At 64.4% G+C, this 20,612-nt stretch carries 19 protein-coding genes; 9 read left to right on the top strand and 10 right to left on the bottom strand.

Annotation, left to right across the window (positions count from 1 at the left end; translation table 11 throughout):
• Positions 1–178 precede the first annotated feature (178 nt).
• The 5 genes from lptB (at position 179) to NLM32_RS00585 (ending at position 7,697) form a co-directional block, all read left to right on the top strand.
• Positions 179–1,192, top strand: coding sequence for an LPS export ABC transporter ATP-binding protein (gene lptB, locus NLM32_RS00605; protein ID WP_254127293.1), 1,014 nt, complete (start codon positions 179–181; stop codon positions 1,190–1,192).
• A gap of 90 nt (positions 1,193–1,282) precedes the next feature.
• Positions 1,283–2,923 (top strand): RNA polymerase factor sigma-54, encoded by a 1,641-nt coding sequence (rpoN, locus tag NLM32_RS00600; protein ID WP_254127291.1) that lies wholly within the window; start codon positions 1,283–1,285, stop codon positions 2,921–2,923.
• A 78-nt stretch (positions 2,924–3,001) separates the two neighbouring features.
• Positions 3,002–3,601, top strand: a complete 600-nt coding sequence (hpf, locus tag NLM32_RS00595) for a ribosome hibernation-promoting factor, HPF/YfiA family (RefSeq protein ID WP_254127289.1) — start codon at positions 3,002–3,004, stop codon at positions 3,599–3,601.
• Positions 3,602–3,821: 220 nt separating this feature from the next.
• On the top strand, positions 3,822–4,283 hold the full coding sequence (gene ptsN / locus NLM32_RS00590) for a PTS IIA-like nitrogen regulatory protein PtsN (RefSeq protein ID WP_063681444.1): 462 nt from the start codon (positions 3,822–3,824) through the stop codon (positions 4,281–4,283).
• 189 nt (positions 4,284–4,472) lie between these two features.
• Positions 4,473–7,697 (top strand): autotransporter domain-containing protein, encoded by a 3,225-nt coding sequence (locus tag NLM32_RS00585; RefSeq protein ID WP_254127287.1) that lies wholly within the window; start codon positions 4,473–4,475, stop codon positions 7,695–7,697.
• 47 nt (positions 7,698–7,744) lie between these two features.
• Here the strand turns inward: NLM32_RS00585 and NLM32_RS00580 are convergent, their stop codons facing one another.
• Positions 7,745–8,380 carry a TetR/AcrR family transcriptional regulator gene (locus NLM32_RS00580; RefSeq protein WP_254127285.1) on the bottom strand — a complete coding sequence of 212 codons (636 nt, stop codon included), beginning with the start codon at positions 8,378–8,380 and terminating at the stop codon, positions 7,745–7,747.
• A gap of 299 nt (positions 8,381–8,679) precedes the next feature.
• Here NLM32_RS00580 and NLM32_RS00575 point away from each other — a divergent pair, with 299 nt between their 5' ends.
• The 3 genes from NLM32_RS00575 to NLM32_RS00565 all read left to right on the top strand — a co-directional run bounded on the left by NLM32_RS00575 (position 8,680) and on the right by NLM32_RS00565 (position 12,278).
• Positions 8,680–9,483 carry an SDR family NAD(P)-dependent oxidoreductase gene (locus NLM32_RS00575; RefSeq protein WP_254127283.1) on the top strand — a complete coding sequence of 268 codons (804 nt, stop codon included), beginning with the start codon at positions 8,680–8,682 and terminating at the stop codon, positions 9,481–9,483.
• Positions 9,484–9,521: 38 nt separating this feature from the next.
• A complete protein-coding gene (locus NLM32_RS00570) occupies positions 9,522–10,649 on the top strand; it encodes a DUF5938 domain-containing protein (protein ID WP_254127281.1) in 1,128 nt (375 codons plus the stop codon).
• Between the two features lie 105 nt (positions 10,650–10,754).
• Positions 10,755–12,278 carry an AMP-binding protein gene (locus NLM32_RS00565; RefSeq protein ID WP_254127279.1) on the top strand — a complete coding sequence of 508 codons (1,524 nt, stop codon included), beginning with the start codon at positions 10,755–10,757 and terminating at the stop codon, positions 12,276–12,278.
• A gap of 23 nt (positions 12,279–12,301) precedes the next feature.
• Here NLM32_RS00565 and NLM32_RS00560 read toward each other — a convergent pair whose 3' ends face one another.
• Positions 12,302–13,876 carry a winged helix-turn-helix domain-containing protein gene (locus NLM32_RS00560; protein ID WP_254127278.1) on the bottom strand — a complete coding sequence of 525 codons (1,575 nt, stop codon included), beginning with the start codon at positions 13,874–13,876 and terminating at the stop codon, positions 12,302–12,304.
• A 22-nt stretch (positions 13,877–13,898) separates the two neighbouring features.
• Positions 13,899–14,075: a hypothetical protein gene (locus NLM32_RS00555; protein WP_254127275.1), complete on the bottom strand. Its 177-nt coding sequence runs from the start codon at positions 14,073–14,075 to the stop codon at positions 13,899–13,901.
• A gap of 30 nt (positions 14,076–14,105) precedes the next feature.
• Here NLM32_RS00555 and NLM32_RS00550 point away from each other — a divergent pair, with 30 nt between their 5' ends.
• Positions 14,106–14,765: a peroxiredoxin gene (locus NLM32_RS00550; RefSeq protein ID WP_254127273.1), complete on the top strand. Its 660-nt coding sequence runs from the start codon at positions 14,106–14,108 to the stop codon at positions 14,763–14,765.
• Positions 14,766–14,809: 44 nt separating this feature from the next.
• Here NLM32_RS00550 and NLM32_RS00545 read toward each other — a convergent pair whose 3' ends face one another.
• The 7 genes from NLM32_RS00545 to ugpB form a co-directional block, all read right to left on the bottom strand.
• A complete protein-coding gene (locus NLM32_RS00545) occupies positions 14,810–15,304 on the bottom strand; it encodes a GNAT family N-acetyltransferase (protein ID WP_254127271.1) in 495 nt (164 codons plus the stop codon).
• A 110-nt stretch (positions 15,305–15,414) separates the two neighbouring features.
• Entirely contained in the window at positions 15,415–15,687 is a 273-nt protein-coding gene (locus tag NLM32_RS00540; protein ID WP_194465218.1) for a DUF1150 domain-containing protein, read from the bottom strand.
• A gap of 51 nt (positions 15,688–15,738) precedes the next feature.
• On the bottom strand, positions 15,739–16,164 hold the full coding sequence (locus tag NLM32_RS00535; RefSeq protein ID WP_254127269.1) for an Hsp20 family protein: 426 nt from the start codon (positions 16,162–16,164) through the stop codon (positions 15,739–15,741).
• Positions 16,165–16,410: 246 nt separating this feature from the next.
• Positions 16,411–17,496, bottom strand: a complete 1,086-nt coding sequence (locus tag NLM32_RS00530; protein ID WP_254127267.1) for a sn-glycerol-3-phosphate import ATP-binding protein UgpC — start codon at positions 17,494–17,496, stop codon at positions 16,411–16,413.
• 6 nt (positions 17,497–17,502) lie between these two features.
• Complete coding sequence (gene ugpE / locus NLM32_RS00525) at positions 17,503–18,351, bottom strand: sn-glycerol-3-phosphate ABC transporter permease UgpE (protein WP_254127265.1); 849 nt, start codon at positions 18,349–18,351, stop codon at positions 17,503–17,505.
• Positions 18,351–19,232, bottom strand: coding sequence for a sn-glycerol-3-phosphate ABC transporter permease UgpA (gene ugpA, locus NLM32_RS00520; protein ID WP_254127263.1), 882 nt, complete (start codon positions 19,230–19,232; stop codon positions 18,351–18,353). Before ugpA ends, ugpE begins: the two co-directional genes overlap by 1 nt.
• A gap of 53 nt (positions 19,233–19,285) precedes the next feature.
• Entirely contained in the window at positions 19,286–20,602 is a 1,317-nt protein-coding gene (gene ugpB / locus NLM32_RS00515) for a sn-glycerol-3-phosphate ABC transporter substrate-binding protein UgpB (RefSeq protein WP_254127261.1), read from the bottom strand.
• Positions 20,603–20,612 lie beyond the last annotated feature (10 nt).

Raw genomic sequence — 20,612 nt, 5'->3', positions numbered from 1 at the left:
CTTGCCCGGCGAGACTGTATCTAGCGGCAGGGCTTTCGAAGCGGCGTCCGCCGCTTTTCGGGCGTGTTTCACTGGGCATGAGACATCCCTACATTCATGCTGCGTCGGCGAAGCAAGAAGCCGGCGTGGCAGACCGCGCGATGACCGCGCTGGATCCGTGGAAGGCTAGAAGGCGGGGATGGTCGATCTGTTCAGCATGTTCCGTCGGCGCCCCGCCAAGCGCGGCCGGCCAGGATTTGCCCGTCAGGACATCACCGCGCTCGGTGACAGCGTCGGCGGGCTGGTGGCGAGCCCGGTGCGGGACGCACCGCCGATTGCCCGTGACCAGCCGATGCAGGCCCCGGACCCCTATGGCGTCGAGGCGCCGCCGCGGGCGCGTCAGCCGGCTGCTCAACCGCCCAAAGCCAGACCCGTCGCGAAGCCTGCCGTAAAGTCCAACGGCACGGGCGCGCCGCAGCTGTTGCGTCGGCCGGGCTTCCTGGCTGTGCATAGCGTGGAAAAGAGTTTCGGCAGCCGCCAGGTCGTGCGCGGCGTCAGCATCTATGTGCGCCGCGGCGAAGCCGTCGGTCTGCTCGGTCCGAACGGCGCCGGCAAGACCACCGTGTTCTACATGATCACCGGCCTGATCAAGGCCGATCGCGGCGCCATCGAGCTCGACGGCCACGACGTCACCAAGCTGCCGATGTATCAGCGCGCCCGGCTCGGCATCGGCTATCTGCCGCAGGAAGCCTCGATCTTCCGCGGCCTCACCGTCGAGCAGAACATCCGCGCCGTGCTCGAAGTGGTCGAGCCCTCGCGCAAGAAGCGGGAGCAGCAGCTCGATTCCCTACTCGACGAATTCAACATCACGCGGCTGCGGAAATCGCCCTCGATCGCGCTGTCGGGCGGTGAGCGCCGCCGCGTCGAGATCGCGCGCGCACTCGCAACGCGTCCGAACTACATGCTGCTCGACGAGCCCTTCGCCGGCATCGATCCGATCGCGGTCGGCGACATTCAGGACCTCGTCCGCCATCTCACCAATCGCGGCATCGGCGTGCTCATCACCGACCACAATGTGCGCGAGACGCTCGGCCTCACCGACCGCGCCTACATCGTCTATGCCGGTGAAATCCTGACGGAGGGGAGCCCGGACGAGATCGTCGCCGATCCGGATGTGCGCCGTCTTTACCTTGGCGAGGAATTCCGCCTCTAGCCCTTTTTTCCATTTCGTCAAGGCGTGTACATCGGGCTAGGACTAAGATAAGCAAGAATCGGACCAATTTTCGGGAACGGTTCTTGTTAGATGGCGCTTACGCAGAGATTAGAGTTCCGGCAATCGCAGTCGCTGGTCATGACGCCGCAGCTGATGCAGGCGATCAAGCTGCTGCAATTGTCCAATCTCGATCTCACGACCTTCGTGGAAGAGGAGCTCGAGCGTAATCCCCTGCTGGAGCGGGCCAATGACGAGGCCCCCGCCGGCGAGGCCCCGGCCGAGGCCGGCCAGTTCAGCGACCACGATGGCGATGATTCAGGCAGCCAGGGTGACGGTCATGGCGCCGATGACGGCTTTGGCGGCAGCGGCAACGCCTTCGAGCCCGGCCAGGAAGAATGGATGAGCAAGGATCTCGGCACCCGCGCCGAGATCGAGCAGACCCTGGACACGGGCCTGGACAACGTCTTTTCGGAGGAGCCCGCCGAGGCGGCGGCGCGCAACGCCCAGGACGCGGCACCGACCACCTACACCGAATGGGGCGGCGGCGCCTCCGGCGACGAGGACTACAATCTCGAAGCCTTCGTCGCGGCGGAAACCACCCTCAGCGACCATCTCGCGGAGCAGCTCTCGGTCGCCTTCACCGGCGCGGCCCAGCGCATGATCGGGCAATACCTGATCGACCTCGTCGACGAGGCCGGCTATCTGCCGCCCGATCTCGGCCAGGCTGCCGAGCGGCTTGGCGCAACGCAAAAGGACGTCGAGGACGTTCTTGCCGTGCTGCAAAAATTCGATCCGCCCGGCGTCTGCGCGCGCAGCTTGAGCGAATGCCTGGCGATCCAGCTCCGCGAGCTCGACCGCTACGATCCCGCGATGCAGGCGCTGGTCGAGCATCTCGATCTGCTTGCCAAGCGCGACATCGCCGCGCTCCGCAAGCTCTGCGGCGTCGACGACGAGGATATCGCCGACATGATCGGCGAGATCAGGCGCCTCAATCCCAAGCCCGGCATGAAGTTCGGCTCGGCGCGGCTCCAGACCATGGTGCCCGACGTCTACGTTCGCCCGGGTCCGGACGGCGGCTGGCATGTCGAGCTCAACAGCGACACCTTGCCGCGCGTGCTGGTCAACCAGACCTACTATTCCGAGCTGTCGAAGAAGATCGGCAAGGACGGCGACAAATCGTATTTCTCGGACGCGCTGCAGAACGCGACCTGGCTGGTGCGCGCGCTCGACCAGCGCGCCCGCACCATCCTGAAAGTTGCGACCGAGATCGTGCGCCAGCAGGACGGCTTCTTCACCCATGGTGTCGCGCATCTGCGGCCGCTCAATCTGAAGGCCGTTGCCGACGCCATCCAGATGCATGAATCCACGGTGTCGCGCGTCACCGCCAACAAATACATGGCGACGAATCGCGGCACATTCGAATTGAAATATTTCTTTACGGCCTCGATCGCCTCGGCCGACGGCGGCGAGGCGCATTCCGCCGAAGCCGTGCGTCACCACATCAAGCAGCTGATCGATTCGGAGGAGCCGTCCGCGATCCTGTCTGATGATACCATCGTGGAACGCTTGCGCGCTTCAGGCATTGATATTGCCCGCCGCACGGTCGCGAAGTACCGCGAAGCCATGCGCATTCCGTCCTCGGTGCAACGCCGCCGCGACAAGCAGAGCGCTCTTGGTAACGTCCTTTCAACGGCGATGTCCGATCGCTCCCGCAACACCGAACCGGCCTGATTGCGCTGGCGCAAAATCGCGCTACTCTCATCCCCCCACCGCGACCGATCCAAGCTGGGCAACCAAGCGAGGCATCACATGACTCTTCGGATTTCGGGCAAGAGCGTCAGCGTCGGCGAGGCCCTGCGAGGCCGCGTGACCGACCGGACTGAAGAGGTCCTGCGCAAATATTTCGACGGCAATTATTCCGGTCACATCACGCTGTCCAAGGACGGCTTCGGCTTCCGGACCGATTGCGCGCTGCATCTCGATTCGGGAATAACGCTGGAGGCCGATTCGAACGCGCAGGACGCCTATGCCAGCGCCGACCAGGCGCTGATCATGATCGAGAAGCGGCTCAAGCGCTACAAGAGCCGGCTCAAGGATCGTTCGGCCCGCAAGGCCCACGTTGCTTCCGCGGCGCTGGCTGCGCTGGACGCGACGGCTTACGTGCTGGAGGCGCCGGGGGAGGGCGACGACGAGGACGAGGTCACCGGCTACAGCCCCGTGATCATCGCCGAGGCGACGACGTCGCTGCGGCAGATGTCGGTCAGCGAAGCCGTCATGGAACTCGACCTCAGCGGAGCACCCTGCCTGGTATTCCAGCACGGCTCCTCGGGCCGGGTGAACATCATCTACCGCCGCGCCGACGGCAATGTCGGCTGGATCGACCCGCCGGGCACCAAATCCGGGGGGTAGGAAGCCCCGTATCAACCACAGCCCTTAACAATGACCGGGGCAAAGCCGCACGCGGGAGTTGGCACCGGGATTGCGTTGGAGTAGAAGCGCCCCACATCAGGACGTAACGGGACTTGGGCTAAGTCCCCCTCCTGCTTCACCTTCTTGACGCCGGCCGGGCTCGACCTATCGAGACGGCCAATTCGGAACCTGACGGTTTAATTCACCTCGGAACACTTCCATGCCGATTACCGATCTGGTCGCGCCCGAGGCGATTCTCCCGGCATTGAAGGTCAACAGCAAGAAACAGGCGCTCCAGGAACTCGCGGCCAAGGCGGCTGAGCTGACCGGACAGAACGAGCGCGCGGTGTTCGAGGTGCTGCTCCAGCGCGAAAAACTCGGCACCACCGCGGTCGGCTATGGCGTTGCCATTCCGCACGGCAAGCTGCCCAAGCTCGAGAAGATCTTCGGCCTGTTCGCCCGGCTCGATCGACCGATCGATTTCGAGGCGATGGACGGCCAGCCGGTCGACCTCGTCTTCCTGCTGCTCGCCCCCGAAGGCGCCGGCGCCGATCATTTGAAGGCGCTCGCCCGCATCGCCCGCCTGCTCCGCGACCAGGACATCGCCAAGAAGCTCCGCGCCTCGCGCGATGCCCAGGCGATCTATTCGGTGCTGGCGCTGCCGCCGGCGACCGCGGCGTAAGGCCGCTTTCCTTCCCCGCCGAGCCACGAAGCCGGATCGAAGCCGCGCTGCGACACGCGCGCGGATCGTCGCGGTCTCGCGATAGCCGAACAGGCGTCGCGAAATTTTTGCGCTTGAGACGGGCGGCACATTGTCAGGCGCCGGGGTCCGCTAGAAGTCGTTCAGCGACACGATTGGCAATGAACGGACATGATGCGGAATGGAATGCGCCGCCGCTTGCGCGCGGCGCTGCTGGGCACGGCGGCAAACGGCGCGCTCGGGCTGATGGCGCTGCAGCCGGCGCAGGCCGGACCCGGGGGCTGTACGACGGTCGGAACCACCGCCACCTGCACCGGCGATCAATCCGGCGGGATCGGCGCTGCTGACTTCAATCAAGCCACGGTCGATACGCTCAACGTCAATTCGCTGACGACCAAGATCACGCCGGCTACGGGCACGTCCGGCATCGATTTCGAGCGCGGGAGCGGTGACGTCACGATCAACAGTGACATGACGCGCTATTCCATCGCCGTGACCGGAACTGCCGACGGCATTCATGTCTCGTCCTTGGCGACGGGATCGTGGGAAACCGGGGTGTTGACGATCAACCAAGCGGGCGACATCAGCTCGGCCGGCGGTTTCGGCATCTACGCGTTCACAGGTGGCATTTTCGGCACCCTTGGCCTCAACATCACCAGCAGCGGCACGATCACAGCATATCGTGATGGCATCAACACCGGTACCCATGCCAGATTTACCGGCGGTGATATCACCATCGCGCACGGCGGCGACATTAGCTCCAGCATTGGTAGCGGCATTTTTGCCGTTTCGTACAGCGCAGGCATCACCGTCAAGGATGTCGGAAACATCAACGCGCAGGGGGCCGGGATCTACGCAGAAGGCAACCTTGGCGTTAGGGTCGAAAGCACTGGGAACATTGTCGCCGCCACCGGCATTATGGCCGGGTCACAGTTTAGCGATATAACGATCGCGCAGAACGGAAGCATCACGGCCACTCAATACGGTCTTGTCGCGCAGACGCCGACGGGTGCCTCCCTGACAATCACGCATGATGGCGGTGATATCTCGTCCGGTGGTACCGGCATCTTTGCGACAAGCCTCGATAACTCAAGCATTACCAACCACGGCAATCTTGTCGCCCGTGACTACGGAATTATCGTGAGCGGCGGGGGCGATGTCACGATCAACAGCATCGGCGACATGACCGTGAGCAACGGCTCCGGCATGTATATCGTATCACAGCGAGCTATCTCGATTACCAACCGCGGAAACATCCGCGCCGCCGATCACGGCATCTATGCGACCATGTTGAATGTCTTCGGGTTCGTCGTCGCGGTCGACAGCATTGCCGACATCACCGCGTCCGGCGGCGCAGGAATTTTTGCGTACTCCGCCGTCGGCTATTCGACGGTCACCAGCCGCGGAAACATCAGCGCGCATGACGACGGCATCCACGCCGAGGCCGGGGGCGACGTCACGGTGAACAGCATCGGCAACGTCACCTCGCTCGCCGCGAGCGGCATCTATGCCGGCGGTGGCGGCAATGTCGCCGTCACGGTCAATGGCGGCGCGATATCGGGCGCGTGGGGCGTCTATCTGAACGGCGCAACCAATACCTTGACCATTGGCGCCACGGCATCGGTCGCGGGAAGCCTTTACGCCGTCATCGGCAACAGCGGCGACCATACGGTGAACAATTCCGGCATCGTCAGCGGCAATGTCGCGTTCGGCGCGGGATCGAACGCCTTCAACAATCTCGCGGGCGGCGTGTTCAACAGCGGCGCGACGGTCGATCTCGGCGCCGGCAATCTCCTGAGCAATGGCGGCACCCTGGCGCCATCAGGCGTCGGCACGGTCGGCACCACGACGCTCACGGGCAATTTCGTGCAGGGCGCGGGCGCGCAATTCATCGTGGACGTGGACCCGACCGCCCACACCGCGGATCGGCTCAACGTCAGCGGCACGGCGGGCCTCGCCGGCAAGGTGGTGGTGGATCCGCTGACGCGCCTTGCGACGACGACGACCTACACCATCGCGACCGCAGGCACGGTCAATGGCAGCTTTTCCGGTGTGGACTTCCTGATCGCCAACAGTTTTGCGCGGAACGCGCGGCTGAGCCAAGTCGGCAACGACGTGCTGCTGACGCTCGATCCCGGCCTGCTGTCGTACTCGCTGCCCGGCAATGCCAGCGTCAATCAGCGCAACGTCGCCGCGGGTATCGATGCTCCCTTGATCGGCGGCGCGGCCCTGCCGGCCGGCTTCACCCCGCTGTTCGCGCTGGCAGGCACGCCGCTGCTCCATGCGCTGACACAGGCCTCGGGTGAAACGGCAACCGGTTCGCAGCAGGCGACGTTCAGCGCCATGAACCAGTTCATGGGCGTGCTGACCGATCCGTTCGTGGCGGGGCGCGGCGATCCGCGCGCGTCCGGTGGCACGACCGGCTATGCGGCAGAGGACAGCGAGGCGCTCGCTTACGCCGGTGGCCGCAAGGGTGCCGACAAGGGTGCCGAGCGGGAGGCCTATGCGGCGATGTCGCGCAAGGCTCTGTTGGCCCAGAGCTTCGAGTCGCGCTGGAATGTATGGGCCGCGGGTTTTGGCGGCTCTCAGACCACCGATGGCAATGCGACGCTCGGCTCGAACAGCGCGACCAGCCGCATTGCGGGCACAGCCGCTGGAGCCGACTACTGGATCTCCCCCTCTACCGTGGCCGGCTTTGCGCTTGCCGGCGGCGGCACCAATTTCTCGGTCGCCAATGGCGGCACCGGCCGCTCCGACCTGTTTCAGGCCGGCGCTTTCATCCGCCACAATGCAGGTGCGGCCTATGTCACGGGCGCGCTGGCCTATGGCTGGCAGGACAACACCACCGACCGTACCGTCACCATCGCAGGCGCCGATCACCTCCAGGCCCACTTCAACGCGAACGCCTGGTCCGGCCGGCTCGAAGGCGGCTACCGTTTCGTCGTGCCTTCGATCGGCGGCGCCGGCGTCACGCCCTATGCGGCAGCCCAGTTCACCAGGTTCGACCTGCCGGCCTATGCGGAACAGGCGATCACGGGCAATAGCACCTTTGCCCTTGGCTATGGCGCCAAGAGCGTCACCGACACCCGCAGCGAACTCGGCCTGCGCACCGACAAATCCTTTGCGATGGCCGATGGCGTGGCCACTCTGCGCGGCCGCATCGCATGGGCCCACGATTTCAATCCCGATCGCTCGATCGGCGCGACCTTCCAGGCGCTGCCGGGCGCAAGCTTCGTCGTCAACGGCGCAGCGCAGGCCGCCGACGCGGCGCTGGTCACGGCCTCAGTGGAAAAGGCATGGCTGAACGGCTGGTCTGCGGCTGCGACATTCGAAGGCGAATTCTCCAACGTCACGCGCAGCTACGCCGGCAAGGGCGTGCTGCGCTATGCGTGGTGAGAGCGGCGACGGATCCCGCTTCCTTCGTGAATGCGCGCTCGTGCGCTTCAGCAGATCGTCGGCATCAGGCGCCGGACTTCGTCGAGCAGTTCGGGCGTCGCCGTCTTGTCACCCGCGAGGTGCCTGAGCAGCGCGCTCTGGAATAGACCGTCGAACAGCGCATAGAGCGCAGCCGGCGACGACGCCGGTCTCTTGCCGCCGAGCTCGGCATAGCGCGAGGCGATGCGCCAGATCATGGCTTCCAGGCTCTTGTCGATCTCGAGCACATCCTTGCGGAACGCCGCCTCGAACATCGCCTGCGAGCGCAAATCGTACCAAAGACGGTGCATGCGGGCTTCGCTCTGCAGCGTTGCTGCGAGCTTGGCGAGGAAACCCTCCGTCAATTCGTCGCGGCTCGTTGCCGTCGCGACGACATCGTCATATCGCGTCACGCATTTCGCCTTGTAGTGGCGGACGCAGCAGCAGATCAGGTCGAGCTTGTCGCTGAAATAATAGTGGAACACGCCGTGCGTGAATGCGGAGTTTTGCGCGATTTCGCGCAGGCTGGTGCGTGCGAAGCCGAGCTCGCCCAGGGTTTCGAGCGCAGCCTCCGCCAGCTCGATCCGCCGCGCGTTGAACTTGTCGTCCCGCACGACCTCCACCACGGCCTCACGCTTCACCGCTCCTGTCGCTCGCCGCGCCATTGTCGCGCTGTCTCCCGTCTCTTCGTTACGACGATCACATCGTCTAGAGACCATTCTCTTTGACAACTGTCAAATTTTGCCTTGACAACTGTCAAGCTCCGGGAGGAGGGTGCGCGCCAAGAATTTGGACAGTCGTCAAGACGCCAGCAAATGGAGGAAATGCCCCCACCGGCGCCGCGCCGCCGGAACGGACTCGCATGCCGTTGCGCCATGACGCCGGCACCGTGCTGCGAAGCGCAGCACGCACCGATCATCAGCGACAAGATCAGTCCAGAAGATCAGCAAAGGGAGGATGTGCGATGAGTGAGAAGAGTCTTGATGGCCGCAAAGCCCTGGTCACCGGCGGAGCCCGCGGCATAGGCGCCGCGATTGCGAATGCACTCGCGCAATCCGGCGCGGCGGTCATGATCGGCGACATCCTCGATGACGTCGGCAAGGACAGCGCCGGCCAGATTGCCAAGCTCGGTGTGAAGACCGGCTTCGTGCATCTCGACGTCACCGACGACGCTCAATGGGAGCGGGCGGTTGCCAACACCGTCGCAACGCTCGGCGGCTACGACATCCTGATCAACAATGCCGGCATCGAGATCACGTCGCTGATCTCCGAGGTCAAGGCCGAGGACGCGCGGCGGATGTGCGACGTCAACATCGTCGGCACCGTGCTCGGCATGAAGCACGCCTTCTGCGCCATGCGTCCGGGCGGGCCGGCGGGCAAGGGCGGCGCCGTGGTCAACATCGCCTCGGTCGCGGCGACGATCGCCTTCCCGAGCATCGCGGTCTATTCGGGCACCAAATCCGCGGTCGATCGCATGACGCGGGTGGGAGCGATGGAGGCCGGCAAGCTCGGTTTCGGCGTGCGCGTGAACTGCATCTATCCGGGCCTGATCCCGACCGACATGGGCATGCAGCTTGCCAATGACATCGTGAAGATCGGTCTCGCGCCCGACGTCAACGCCGCGGTCGGCTCGGTCGTGGAGCAGACGCCGCTCGGCAAGCTCGCCGAGGTCAGGGACATCGCCGACGCTGCTGTCTTCCTGTGCTCGGACCAGGCGCGCTTCATCACCGGCATCGGCCTGCCGGTCGATGGCGGCATGGGCATGTAAGCGCGGACGATCAACAACAAATCCCTCGGAGGAACGCAATGAGCAAGAAGCCCGTCATCGTCTACGGCGCGTCCGGCTACACCGGCCGCCTGGTCTGCGAATATCTGCGCGAGTACAATATCCCGTTCATCGCCGCCGGCCGCAGCGCCGAGAAGCTCAACGCCGCGATGAAATCGAATGTGGCCGGCATCGAGACTGCCGACTACGAGGTGGTGGAAGTGCCGCACACCGTGAGCGCGCTGACTGAACTGTTCAGGGGCGCCTCGGTGGTGCTCAACACCGTGGGCCCGTTCGCCAAGTTCGGCACCGAGGTGGTGCAGGCCTGCGCCGCTGCCAGGTGCCACTACACCGACACCACCGGCGAGCAGGATTGGTTGATCACGCTCGAGCAGGAGTTTGGCGCGAAGTTCGCCAATGCCGGCCTGCTGCTGGCCCCGGGTATCGCGCAGATGTACACCACCGGCGAGATCGCAGCTCAACTGTGCCTGGAGACGCCCGGCCTCGACACGCTCGACATTGCCGTGTTCTGGGGCGGCAGCCCGACGATCGCATCGACGCAGACCATCCTGGTCAACGCCGCGATGGCCAAGGCCTACTATCTGGAGCAGAACAAGTACGTCGAGCATCAGCCCGATGCCGGGCTCTACAACCTCGCCATCCCCGGCCAGCACGAGCTGGCGCTGGCGCTGCCCTGGGGTGGCACTTCGCACCCGGTGTGGTTCAAGCGCGATCCGCGCGTCGCCAACGTGAAGGTGCTCGGCGGCGTGTTCAATCGCGCCCTGATGCTGGGCGTGCCGCAGATCGTCGCCGGCGCGCTGGAGGCGACCAAGAACATGAACCCCGACGACCGCTACGCGGCGTTGGCGCAGACCGCGGCCAGCGTGATGAACACCATGCCGCCGCGCGAGAACCCTCGCGTCAACAAGTCGCTGGATTCAGTGCATGCCTCCGGCCCGCTCGGGCGCGCGCACTGCGTCATCAACGGCAACAGCAACTACAAGCAGACCGGCATGCTTCAGGCCTATGCGGCGGCACATCTGCTGCAGCAGCCGCCCAAGCGCGTCGGCTTCGCCTCCGGCTGCCAGGCGTTCGGCCATCACGAGCTGCTCGGCCAGTTGCGCAGTTTTGGTCTTGTCGGCAAGCCGATCCTGACCGTGTACGATTAGGGATGTGGTGCGACGGCGATCTTTCTTCACCTCTCCCCATCGGGGAGAGGTGGACCTTCACCGCGGCCCGCGTCTAACCAACCTTACGCCGCTTCGGAGGCGACCATGCGCTTCATCGATTACCTCGACAAAGGTGCTTCGCTCGGCGCCGACGCGCCCTGCCTCACCATGGACGGGCGCGACCTCAGCTACCGCGAGGTGCAACGGCTGAGCTATCGGATCGCGCGTGGGCTCGACCGCTCGGGCATCGCGCCCGGCGAGAAGGTTGCGATCCTGTCCGGCAACGATCCGCTTGCCTTCTCCTGCGTGTTCGGCATCTCGCGCGCTGCGGCCGTGTGGTGCCCGATCAATCCGCGCAATGAAGCGGCCGAGAACAAGTTCATCCTCGACGGGTTCGACTGCGGTCTGCTGCTGTTCCATTCCAGCTTTGCACCGATGGTCGAGGCGGTCAGGCCCGAGCTGCCGAAGTTGCGCGCACTCGTTTGCCTCGATGCCGAGTTACCCTTCGCGCCATCCTTCGACAACTGGCTCGTGGGTCTCGACGACGGCTTTTATCAGCGCGAGACCATCGACGATCTCGCGATGATCCCCGGCACCGGCGGCACCACCGGCAAGCCCAAGGGCGTGATGCTGTCCGGGCGCAACATCGAGACCATGACGGCGCTGACCTTGATGGGCTATCCCTTCAAGGGCCGTCCGGTCTATCTCGCGCTCGCGCCGCTGACGCATGCGGCCGGCGTGCTGTGTTTCCCGATCATGGCGCTCGGCGGCCGCATCGTGATCATGCATCACCCCGATATCGGCGAATTCCTCGATTTGATCGAGCGCTACCGGGTCACGCACACCTTCCTGCCGCCGACCGTGATCTACATGCTGCTCGATCATCCCAAGCTCGATCGCGAGAGGCTCAGCTCGTTGCAATGCTTCTGGTACGGCGCGGCGCCGATCTCGGCCACGCGGCTTGCGGAGGCGCTGCGGCGTATCGGGCCGATGGCGCAGTTGTTCGGTCAGACCGAAGCGCCGATGATGATCTCGATGATGGCACCGAGCGAGCATTACAATGCCGGCGGCACGATCGCGATGGAGCGTCTCGCCTCGGCCGGGCGGATCAGCCCGCTGGTGCAGGCGGGCATCATGGATGGCGACGGCAATTTGCTGCCGACCGGCGCGCGCGGCGAGATCGTGGTGCGCGGTTCGCTGGTGATGGAGGGATATTACAAGAATCCGCAGGCGACCGCCGAAGCATCGGCACATGGCTGGCACCACACCGGCGACATCGGCTACCTCGACGACGACGGCTACCTCTATATCGTCGATCGCGCCAAGGACATGATCATCACCGGCGGGTTCAACGTCTACTCGATCGAGGTCGAGAACGCGCTGCGGGCGCATGAGGCGGTGCAGGATTGCGCCGTGATCGGGCTGGCGGACGAGAAATGGGGCGAGCGGATCGTCGCCGTGGTGCAGCCCCGCGCCGGCCATCGGATCGACCCGGTGGCGCTCGCCGCCTTCGTCAAGGGACAGATCGGCAGCGTCAAGACGCCGAAGCAGATCGAAGTCTGGGACGATCTTCCGCGCTCCAAGGTCGGCAAGGTGCTGAAGCCGGACATCCGCGCGCGATTGACCTGATCGAGCGTGCCCCTACGCCTCGGTCATTCCGGCAGTCCAGCTCGCCGCAGGCCTTCGCCATAGCGCCAGGCATCGTCGGGGCGCCGGTAGGGGCCGAAGATCGCCTCCAGATTGGACACGCGCTCGCCGGGGTTGATCTGGAGCAGCCGGGCCACGGACTTCTGCGCGGCGTCGAGCTCTCCGGCGAATGCATCGGCGGCTGCGCCGATGCGCAGTGCCGGCAACAGTCTCGGCGTGCCGCGCAAGGCTGCGTTGGCCCAGGACGAGGCTTCCGCGTAGCGGCCGGCGAAGAAGTGCGCGTGGGCGGTGGCGACCTGCATCAGGGGCATCAACGGATCGACCGGGCTGAGGCGCATCGCATACATCAGATGCGCGACGGCGGCCTCAGGCTCGCCCATCCAGCTCTTGATGAAGCCGGCGAAATAGGAGGCCCACATCATGTTGGGATTGACGGCAAGCGCCTGCGCGATGCACGCGGCGCCGGTGTCGAGATCGCGTACGACATAGGCCAACGCGCCGGCGCTCGTGGCGAGCGCGAGCGCGTCGTCGCCGCCGAGGCGAATGGCGTTCCGCGCCAGCCGATCGGTCTCGGCGATGTCGCGCGCGAGATCGTCGGTGGGCCAGCGATTGGTCCTGTCCTTGACGTAGCAATAGGCGGCCATGCCGTAGGCGGCCGCGAATTCCGGATCGAGCTCGATCGCACGCCTGAACATCTGCAGGGCCTCGACATTGGCCTCGCGGATGGTGAAGCGATAGATCGCCGCCGTGCCGCGCAGATAATATTCGTAGGCGCCCAGGCTCTCCGTCGGCTTGCGCTTGGCGCGCTCGATCGCGGAATGCTCGAGCTTCGGCACCAGCAGCCCCACGACCTGCCGCGCGATCTGGTCCTGCAAATCGAAGATATCCTCGAGCGCGCCGTCGAACCGGTCGGCCCACAGATGCGCGCCGGTCGACGCATCGATGAGCTGCGCGGTGATGCGGACGCGGTCGGCCGATTTGCGCACGCTGCCTTCGAGCACGAAGCTGACGCCGAGCTCGCGACCGATCTGCTTCACATCGACGGCGCGGCCCTTGTAGGTGAAGCTGGAATTGCGCGCGATGACGAACAGCGAGCGGAAGCGCGACAGCGTCGTGATGATCTCCTCGACGACGCCGTCGGCAAAATACTCCTGGCTTGGATCGCCGCTCATGTTCTGGAACGGCAGCACCGCGATCGCCGGTTGAGCCGGAAGGGGAGGCGCGTCGGTCGCGGCGGGAGGCAACGCGGCGACGGAGGTCTGGTGGTCTGGACTCACCGGGCCGACAAACCGATAGCCGTATTTCGGCATGGTCTCGATCCAGCGTTCGCCGCCCGGCTCTTCTTCGAACACGCGGCGCAGTGCGGCGATCTGCACGGGAAGATTGCTCTCCTCGACGATGAGGCCGGCCCAGGCCGATTTGATCAGCGCATCCTTTGAGACCGGCATTCCCGCGCGCTCGACGAGCACGCGCAGCACGGCGAGGGCGCGCTGGCCGATCGCGACCGGAGCGCTGCCGCGAAACAGGAGCGCGGCGTCCGCGTCGAGCCGGAACGGGCCGATGATGTAGCTCGTAGCCATGGCGCAATGCTTAAGAACTTTTTCAGAACGACACCATGACTTTCGGCCCGGCCAGGCGCAGATATCGGGCCATTGCTTGCAGCGCTATTCGATCCGGCCGGATTTTCGGTCGCAAAATCAAACAGGTGCAACGCGTCGTCCCGGCCTCGATCAGGGACAGGTCGAAGTTGCATCGGGATTCGTCGCGCGCATTGGCCATTCACCGGAAGACCACAGAAGGACCTGCCTCATGGCACTCGCACTCAACGACATGGCGCCGGATTTCGCGGCGCAGACCACCGAAGGCGATATCCGCTTCCACGACTGGATCGGCGATTCCTGGGCGGTGCTGTTCTCGCATCCGAAGGATTTCACGCCGGTCTGCACCACCGAGCTCGGCACCATGGCCGGCCTGAAGGGCGAGTTCGACAAGCGCAATGTCAAGATCATCGGCATCTCCGTCGATCCGGTCGAGAACCACGACAGGTGGAAGGGCGACATCCACAAGGCCACCGGCCATGCCGTCAATTATCCGATGATCGGCGATCGTGATCTCAAGGTCGCAAAACTTTTCGGGATGCTGCCGGCCTCGGCCGGCGACACGTCGGAAGGGCGCACGCCGGCCGATAATCAGACGGTGCGCTCGGTCTTCGTCATCGGCCCCGACAAGAAGATCAAGCTGGTGCTGACTTATCCGATGACGACCGGGCGCAACTTCCGGGAAATCCTGCGCGTCATCGATTCCATGCAGCTCACGGCTAAATTCCCGGTGGCGACGCCCGCCGACTGGACGCAAGGCGAAGATGTCGTGATCGCGGCGTCGGTGTCGGATGAAGACGCCGCCAAGCGTTTCGGCTCCTTCGTCACCGTGCTACCCTATCTGCGCAAGGCAAAGCTACCGGCAGCCTGAATCGCGCCTGACGGGCGCTACCTCGTCGTGGTCCGGGACCGCGTCTACAGCTGGCGCGAGAGGTAGCGGACCGTCTTGCTTCCGTCGTGGATGCTCGCGCTACCGACCTCGGTAAATCCGAGGGCGGCGTGGAAAGCGTCTGAGGCCGGATTCGGCGGCACGCGATTGACTTCGCAAACGATGCGATCGTGGCCGGCCTCGGCCGCGCGATCGAACAGGTCGGCATAGAGCCGGCGCGCGCATCCCATGCCGCGTGCGGATGCTGCGACCACGATCCGGTCGACATAGACGAAGCGCGCGTAACGCGCTTGAAACCACAGGAAGTTCGGGCTGTCGTATCGCCCGTCCTGATCGAGTGCGATCAGGAAAGCATCGAGCTGGCCGATCCTGCGCGCGTAGAAGGCCTGCGCGACGAGGTCCTGCAGCCGCTCGCGCTCAAGCCACGACAATTCCTCTGCATGGCTGTTGTTGAGAGCGAGCATGCTCTCGGCCAGCTTCTCGCCGGGCGACAACTCGGATGTCGTAATCGCGATGGGCATCTGCTGATCCATGACCAGGGTCTAGCAGCGGCGCGGCACAAATGAAAACGGGCACGCCTTCCTGCGAAGGCATGCCCGTCAAAACGTCTAGTCAAGCGACGCGCGTGCGCTCAGTGCACGCTGACGGCTTGCAGCTCGTTGCTCCAGGCATTGGCCACTGCGGCTTCGCGGCTGTCGGTCAGCATGATCGGCGTGCCGTCGGCGGCGTGGAGCGCGAACAGCTTGAGGCCGGGCGCAATCTTCGGGGCTTCGGGGAACAGGCCGGGCACATCCTCGGAGCGGATCTGCTTCACATAGGCGATGTGGCCTTCGCCGAGGTTCGCCAGCGTCTCGGGCGAGGCGTTCCTGGCTTCGTGTTCGAATACAACGTGACCTTCACTCATGGTCTCGACTCCTTCACAGAAACTAAGCGGTCGAGTCCGCTACTCGTTCCATTATTCGTGCTCATTGATAGCGATTGTCTTAACGATCCTCTCCGGTTCAGGCCGGGCCAGGTCGATCGACAACAACCCGTTCTTCAGATCCGCACCCAGCACCAGCATCCCCTCCGCCAGCACGAAGGTGCGCTGGAAGTGGCGCGCGGCGATGCCGCGATGGATGTATTGACGGGTCTTGTCGTCCTGCTGCCGCCCGCGGATGACTAGCTGGTTTTCCTCAATGGTTACATCGAGTTGGTCGCGGGTGAATCCAGCGACCGCCAGCGTGATCCGCAAACGCTCGGGCTGGCTGTCCGCGCCGCCGCACCTCTCGATATTGTAGGGAGGATAGCCGTCGGCGCCTTTGACGACGCGATCGAGCACGCGCTCAATCTCGTCGAAGCCCAGAAGGAACGGACTGGATAACGTAGGAACACGAGACATAGTTTACAAAGTCCTCTCGAAGCGACTTTGGCATTTCAGGGCCCGGAAGCGGCGCCCCTTGGTCAGCAATATGGGCATATCTCTGTGGAGGTTCAAGGACGTAGGAGGGGGCTGTGGATTCACTGCTTCCGCCGTCTCCCGGCCATGACGACGGCGCGGGCGAATTACCTCAATGAAAACAGCGCCCCGTCTACTGTGCATGGGGTTGTTTTCGCGGTCTTTGCCGGCCGGACGTGTCGGAACCCGTCAGGCCTCGATCCGCGTCCGCCCGTCGCCGCTGAACAGATGCAGCTTTTGGCGCACCGCCGCGACCCGGATCTTCTGGCCGATCGCCGGGGCCTCGGTTCCGGGAATGCGGACGATGACCTCGCCTGCCGGTAGCTCGCCCGGGGTGGCGGCGACACGCTGCCCGTCCTGGGCGCGCGAGCCGTAAACGAAGGTCTCGGCACCGACGCGCTCGATCGCCTCAACCGTCAGCGGCAGTGCAACGCCGCCGGCCGGAGTCTGGTCGGTGATCGCAAGATCCTCCGGACGGATGCCGAGGATGCCGGCCTCGCCCGCGGCGCCGCCGAGCTGCGACTTGATCTCGTCCTGGCGCGTCGACATCAGATTCATCGGCGGAGCGCCGATGAAGGACGCAACGAAGGTCGTGGCCGGCTTCTCGTAGATCGCCAGCGGATTGCCGACCTGCTCGACCTGGCCGCCGTTCATCACGACCAGAATGTCGGCGAGCGTCATCGCCTCGAGCTGGTCATGGGTGACGTAGATCGAGGTGACGTTGAGCCGGCGCTGCAATTTGCGGATCTCGACGCGCATCGAGATGCGGAGCTTGGCGTCGAGGTTCGACAGCGGCTCGTCGAACAGGAACACCTTTGGCTGGCGCACGATGGCGCGGCCCATGGCGACGCGCTGGCGCTGGCCGCCGGAGAGCTGGCGCGGCTTGCGCTCCAGCATCGGCGCGAGCTCGAGCACGCGCGCGGCTTCCTCGACGCGGGTCTTGATCTCGGCTTCCTTCATGCCGCGATTGCGCAGGCCGTAAGCCATGTTGTTGAACACGCTCATATGCGGATAGAGCGCGTAGTTCTGGAACACCATCGCGATGTCGCGATCGGCGGGCTCGACCTGGTTGACGACCTTGCCGCCGATGTCGATCTCGCCGCCGGTGACGGTCTCGAGCCCCGCGACCATGCGCAGCAGCGTGGACTTGCCGCAGCCGGAGGGGCCGACCAGCACGCAGAACTGGCCGTCGCCGACATCGACGTTGACGCCCTTGATGGCCTCGAAGCCGCCGGGATAGGTCTTGCGGACGTTGCGCAGGGTGACGTTGGCCATGACTCTCTACTTCTCCGTCTCGACCAGGCCGCGCACGAACAATTTCTGCATGGCGACGACGACGAACACCGGCGGCAGCATGGCCAGCACGGCGGTCGCCATCACGATCGGCCATTCGGTCAGCGCATCGTTGGTGGTCATCATCTTGCGAATGCCGATCTGGATGGTCTGCATGTCGTCGCGCGTGGTGATCAGCAGCGGCCAGAGATATTGATTCCAGCCGAGGATGAACAGGATCACGAACAGCGCGGCCATGTTGGTGCGCGACAGCGGCAGCAGCGTATCCCAGAAGAAGCGCAACGGGCCGGCGCCGTCGATCCGCGAGGCCTCCAGCAATTCATCCGGCACGGTCATGAAGAACTGGCGGAACAGCAGCGTTGCGGTGGCCGATGCGATCAGCGGCAGTGCGAGGCCGGCATAGCTGTCGAGCATGTGCAGATCGGCGACGATCTTGTAGGTCGGATAGATGCGGACCTCGACCGGCAACATCAGCGTGATGAAGATGATCCAGAAGATCGGCATCCGGAAGGGAAAGCGGAAATAGACGATCGCATAGGCCGAGATGATCGAGATCGCGATCTTGCCGATCGCGATCGCCAGCGCCATCACCAGCGAGTTCAGCATCATGTTGCCGACCGGCTCGCGGGTCGTGCCGCTCGTGCCGACGAAGATGGTCTGGTAGTAGACCTCGAAGAAATGGCCGCCGGGCAACAGCGACATCTGCCCGTTGGCGATCAGCGCGTTGTCCTGGGTCGAGGCGACGATGGCGACGTAGACCGGGAAGGCGACGATCGCGATCCCGATCCAGAGGACGATGTGGGCGACGTAGCGTCGAAAGCCCTCTTGCTCGACCATCAGTAGGTCACCTTGCGTTCGACGAAACGGAACTGGATGCCGGTCAGCACGATGACCATGACCATCAGGATCACCGACTGAGCCGCGGAGCTGCCGAGGTTTCCGCCGATCAGGCCGTCATTGTAGACCTTGTAGACCAGCGTCTCCGTCGACTTGCCGGGACCGCCGCGCGTCATGGTGTCGATGATGCCGAACGTGTCGAAGAAGGCGTAGACGATGTTGACGACCAGCAGGAAGAAGATGGTCGGCGACAGCAGCGGGAAGGTCACGGTCCAGAACCGGCGCATCGGGCGCGCGCCGTCGATCGCGGCGGCCTCGAGCACGCTCTTCGGAATGGCCGCGAGACCCGCGAGGAAGAACAGGAAATTATAGGAGATCTGCTTCCAGGCGGCGGCGAGGATGACCAGCGTCGCGGCCTGGTTGCCGTCGAGCAGCGGATTCCATTCGATGCCGGCGGCACGCAGATAGCGCGAGAGCACGCCGAGCGAGGGATGCAGCATGAAGACCCAGAGCACGCCGACCACGGGCGGCGCCACGGCATAGGGCCAGATCAGCAGCGTGCGATAGACCGCGCCGCCGCGCAACGGTTTGTCCGCCATCACCGCGAGCAGCAGTGCCACGGAGAGCGAGGACGCCGCGATCGCAAACGAGAAGAAGAAGGTCCGGACGACCGTCTCGAAATAGGCGGGATCACTGAACAGCTCGACGTAATTCTCGAACCAGACGAAGCTGGTCGAGAGGCCGAAAGCATCCTGCAGCAGAAAGGACTGGATGACGGCCTGCGCGGCCGGCCAGTAGAAGAAAATCAGAACGATCGCGAGTTGCGGCGCAACCAGCGCATACGGCAGCAGCTTTGATTGGAAAATCGCTTGCTTTTGCATGATGGGGTGGTGCCGGCGGGCCGCCGATCGTGCGGCCCGCCGGCGCCTTCGCCTTATTTTGCGGCGGTCTTTTCGAACTGGCGCAGCATCGTGTTGCCGCGCTCGACGGAGGCATCGAGCGCCTGCTTGGCGGTCTTCTTGCCGGCCAGCGCCTGCTCGATCTCTTCCGACCAGACGTCACGCAGCTGGACCATGTTGCCGAGGCGCAGACCGCGCGAATTCTCGGTCGGCTCCTTGTTGGTCAGCTCGAGCAGCGGGGTCTCGAGATAGGGCTGATCCTTGTAGAAGCCCTCGGCCTTGGCCTTCTCATAAGCGGCCTTGGTGATCGGCAGATAGCCCGAGGCCTTGTGGATGTAGACCTGACGATCGGTGTCGGAGAGGAAGGTCAGGAATTTGGCGACGCCCTTGTATTCGTCGGCCGACTTGCCGCCCATCACCCAGAGCGAAGCGCCGCCGATGATCGAGTTCTGCGGCGCGCCCTTGACGTCCGGATAATACGGCATCGGCGCGGCGGTGAAGTTGAACTTGGCCTGCGCCTTGACGTTGCCGAAGAAGGCCGACGAGGTCAGGTAGATCGCGCACTCACCCGAGGTGAAGCGGCCTTCGCCCTGGTTGGTGCGGCCGGCGTAGTCGTAGGTCTTGTCCTTCTGCAGCTCGACCAGCTTCTCGAGATGCTTCTCCTGCAGCGGCGCGTTGAACTCGAGCTTGGTGTCGAAGCCGTCGAGGCCGTTGGCCTTGCTGGCGAGCGGCACGTTGTGCCACGCGGAGAGCTGCTCGAGATTGACCCAGGTGACCCAGGAGTTGGAGAAGCCGCAGGTCGGATGACCGTTGTCGTGCAGCTTCTTGGCGACCTCGAACACTTCGGGCCAGGTCTTCGGGATCTCGGCGTTGACCTTTTTCAGTTCGTCGAGGTTGACCCACATCACGGTCGACGACGAGTTGAAGGGGAAGGACAGCATCTCGCCCTTCGAGGTCGAATAATAGCCGGTGATCGCGGATAGATAGTTCTTCGGATCGAACTTCTCGCCGGCGTCGGCCATCAGCTTGTAGACGGGCTTCACGGCGCCGGTCGCGGCCATCATGGTCGCGGTGCCGACTTCGAACACCTGCATGATGTGCGGGGCGTTGCCGGCGCGGAAGGCGGCGATGCCTGCGTTCATGGTGTCGGGATAGCTGCCCTTGTAGGTCGGGATGACCTTGTAGTCGCTCTGCGACGCATTGAAGTCGTTGGCGAGCTTGACGATGACGTCGTTGTTCGCGCCCGTCATCGCATGCCACCACTGGATTTCAGTCACGGCCAGCGCCGGCGAAGCCGTCATGCCGACCGCGAATGCAACAGCGGCAGCCGCTCCAAAATGTCGAAGAGCCATTAAGTAACCT

It is taken from the genome of Bradyrhizobium sp. CCGUVB14 (assembly GCF_024199935.1).
Taxonomy (GTDB): domain Bacteria; phylum Pseudomonadota; class Alphaproteobacteria; order Rhizobiales; family Xanthobacteraceae; genus Bradyrhizobium.
Note: the sequence above shows the minus strand (reverse complement) of the source record. Positions and strands in the feature narration are given on the sequence as shown.

Coding starts and splice junctions, on each gene's coding strand:
- lptB (WP_254127293.1), top strand. CDS start 179: ATGGTCGATCTGTTCAGCATGTTCCGTCGGCGCCCCGCCAAGCGCGGC.
- rpoN (WP_254127291.1), top strand. CDS start 1,283: ATGGCGCTTACGCAGAGATTAGAGTTCCGGCAATCGCAGTCGCTGGTC.
- hpf (WP_254127289.1), top strand. CDS start 3,002: ATGACTCTTCGGATTTCGGGCAAGAGCGTCAGCGTCGGCGAGGCCCTG.
- ptsN (WP_063681444.1), top strand. CDS start 3,822: ATGCCGATTACCGATCTGGTCGCGCCCGAGGCGATTCTCCCGGCATTG.
- NLM32_RS00585 (WP_254127287.1), top strand. CDS start 4,473: ATGATGCGGAATGGAATGCGCCGCCGCTTGCGCGCGGCGCTGCTGGGC.
- NLM32_RS00580 (WP_254127285.1), bottom strand. CDS start 8,380: ATGGCGCGGCGAGCGACAGGAGCGGTGAAGCGTGAGGCCGTGGTGGAG.
- NLM32_RS00575 (WP_254127283.1), top strand. CDS start 8,680: ATGAGTGAGAAGAGTCTTGATGGCCGCAAAGCCCTGGTCACCGGCGGA.
- NLM32_RS00570 (WP_254127281.1), top strand. CDS start 9,522: ATGAGCAAGAAGCCCGTCATCGTCTACGGCGCGTCCGGCTACACCGGC.
- NLM32_RS00565 (WP_254127279.1), top strand. CDS start 10,755: ATGCGCTTCATCGATTACCTCGACAAAGGTGCTTCGCTCGGCGCCGAC.
- NLM32_RS00560 (WP_254127278.1), bottom strand. CDS start 13,876: ATGGCTACGAGCTACATCATCGGCCCGTTCCGGCTCGACGCGGACGCC.
- NLM32_RS00555 (WP_254127275.1), bottom strand. CDS start 14,075: ATGGCCAATGCGCGCGACGAATCCCGATGCAACTTCGACCTGTCCCTG.
- NLM32_RS00550 (WP_254127273.1), top strand. CDS start 14,106: ATGGCACTCGCACTCAACGACATGGCGCCGGATTTCGCGGCGCAGACC.
- NLM32_RS00545 (WP_254127271.1), bottom strand. CDS start 15,304: ATGCCCATCGCGATTACGACATCCGAGTTGTCGCCCGGCGAGAAGCTG.
- NLM32_RS00540 (WP_194465218.1), bottom strand. CDS start 15,687: ATGAGTGAAGGTCACGTTGTATTCGAACACGAAGCCAGGAACGCCTCG.
- NLM32_RS00535 (WP_254127269.1), bottom strand. CDS start 16,164: ATGTCTCGTGTTCCTACGTTATCCAGTCCGTTCCTTCTGGGCTTCGAC.
- NLM32_RS00530 (WP_254127267.1), bottom strand. CDS start 17,496: ATGGCCAACGTCACCCTGCGCAACGTCCGCAAGACCTATCCCGGCGGC.
- ugpE (WP_254127265.1), bottom strand. CDS start 18,351: ATGGTCGAGCAAGAGGGCTTTCGACGCTACGTCGCCCACATCGTCCTC.
- ugpA (WP_254127263.1), bottom strand. CDS start 19,232: ATGCAAAAGCAAGCGATTTTCCAATCAAAGCTGCTGCCGTATGCGCTG.
- ugpB (WP_254127261.1), bottom strand. CDS start 20,602: ATGGCTCTTCGACATTTTGGAGCGGCTGCCGCTGTTGCATTCGCGGTC.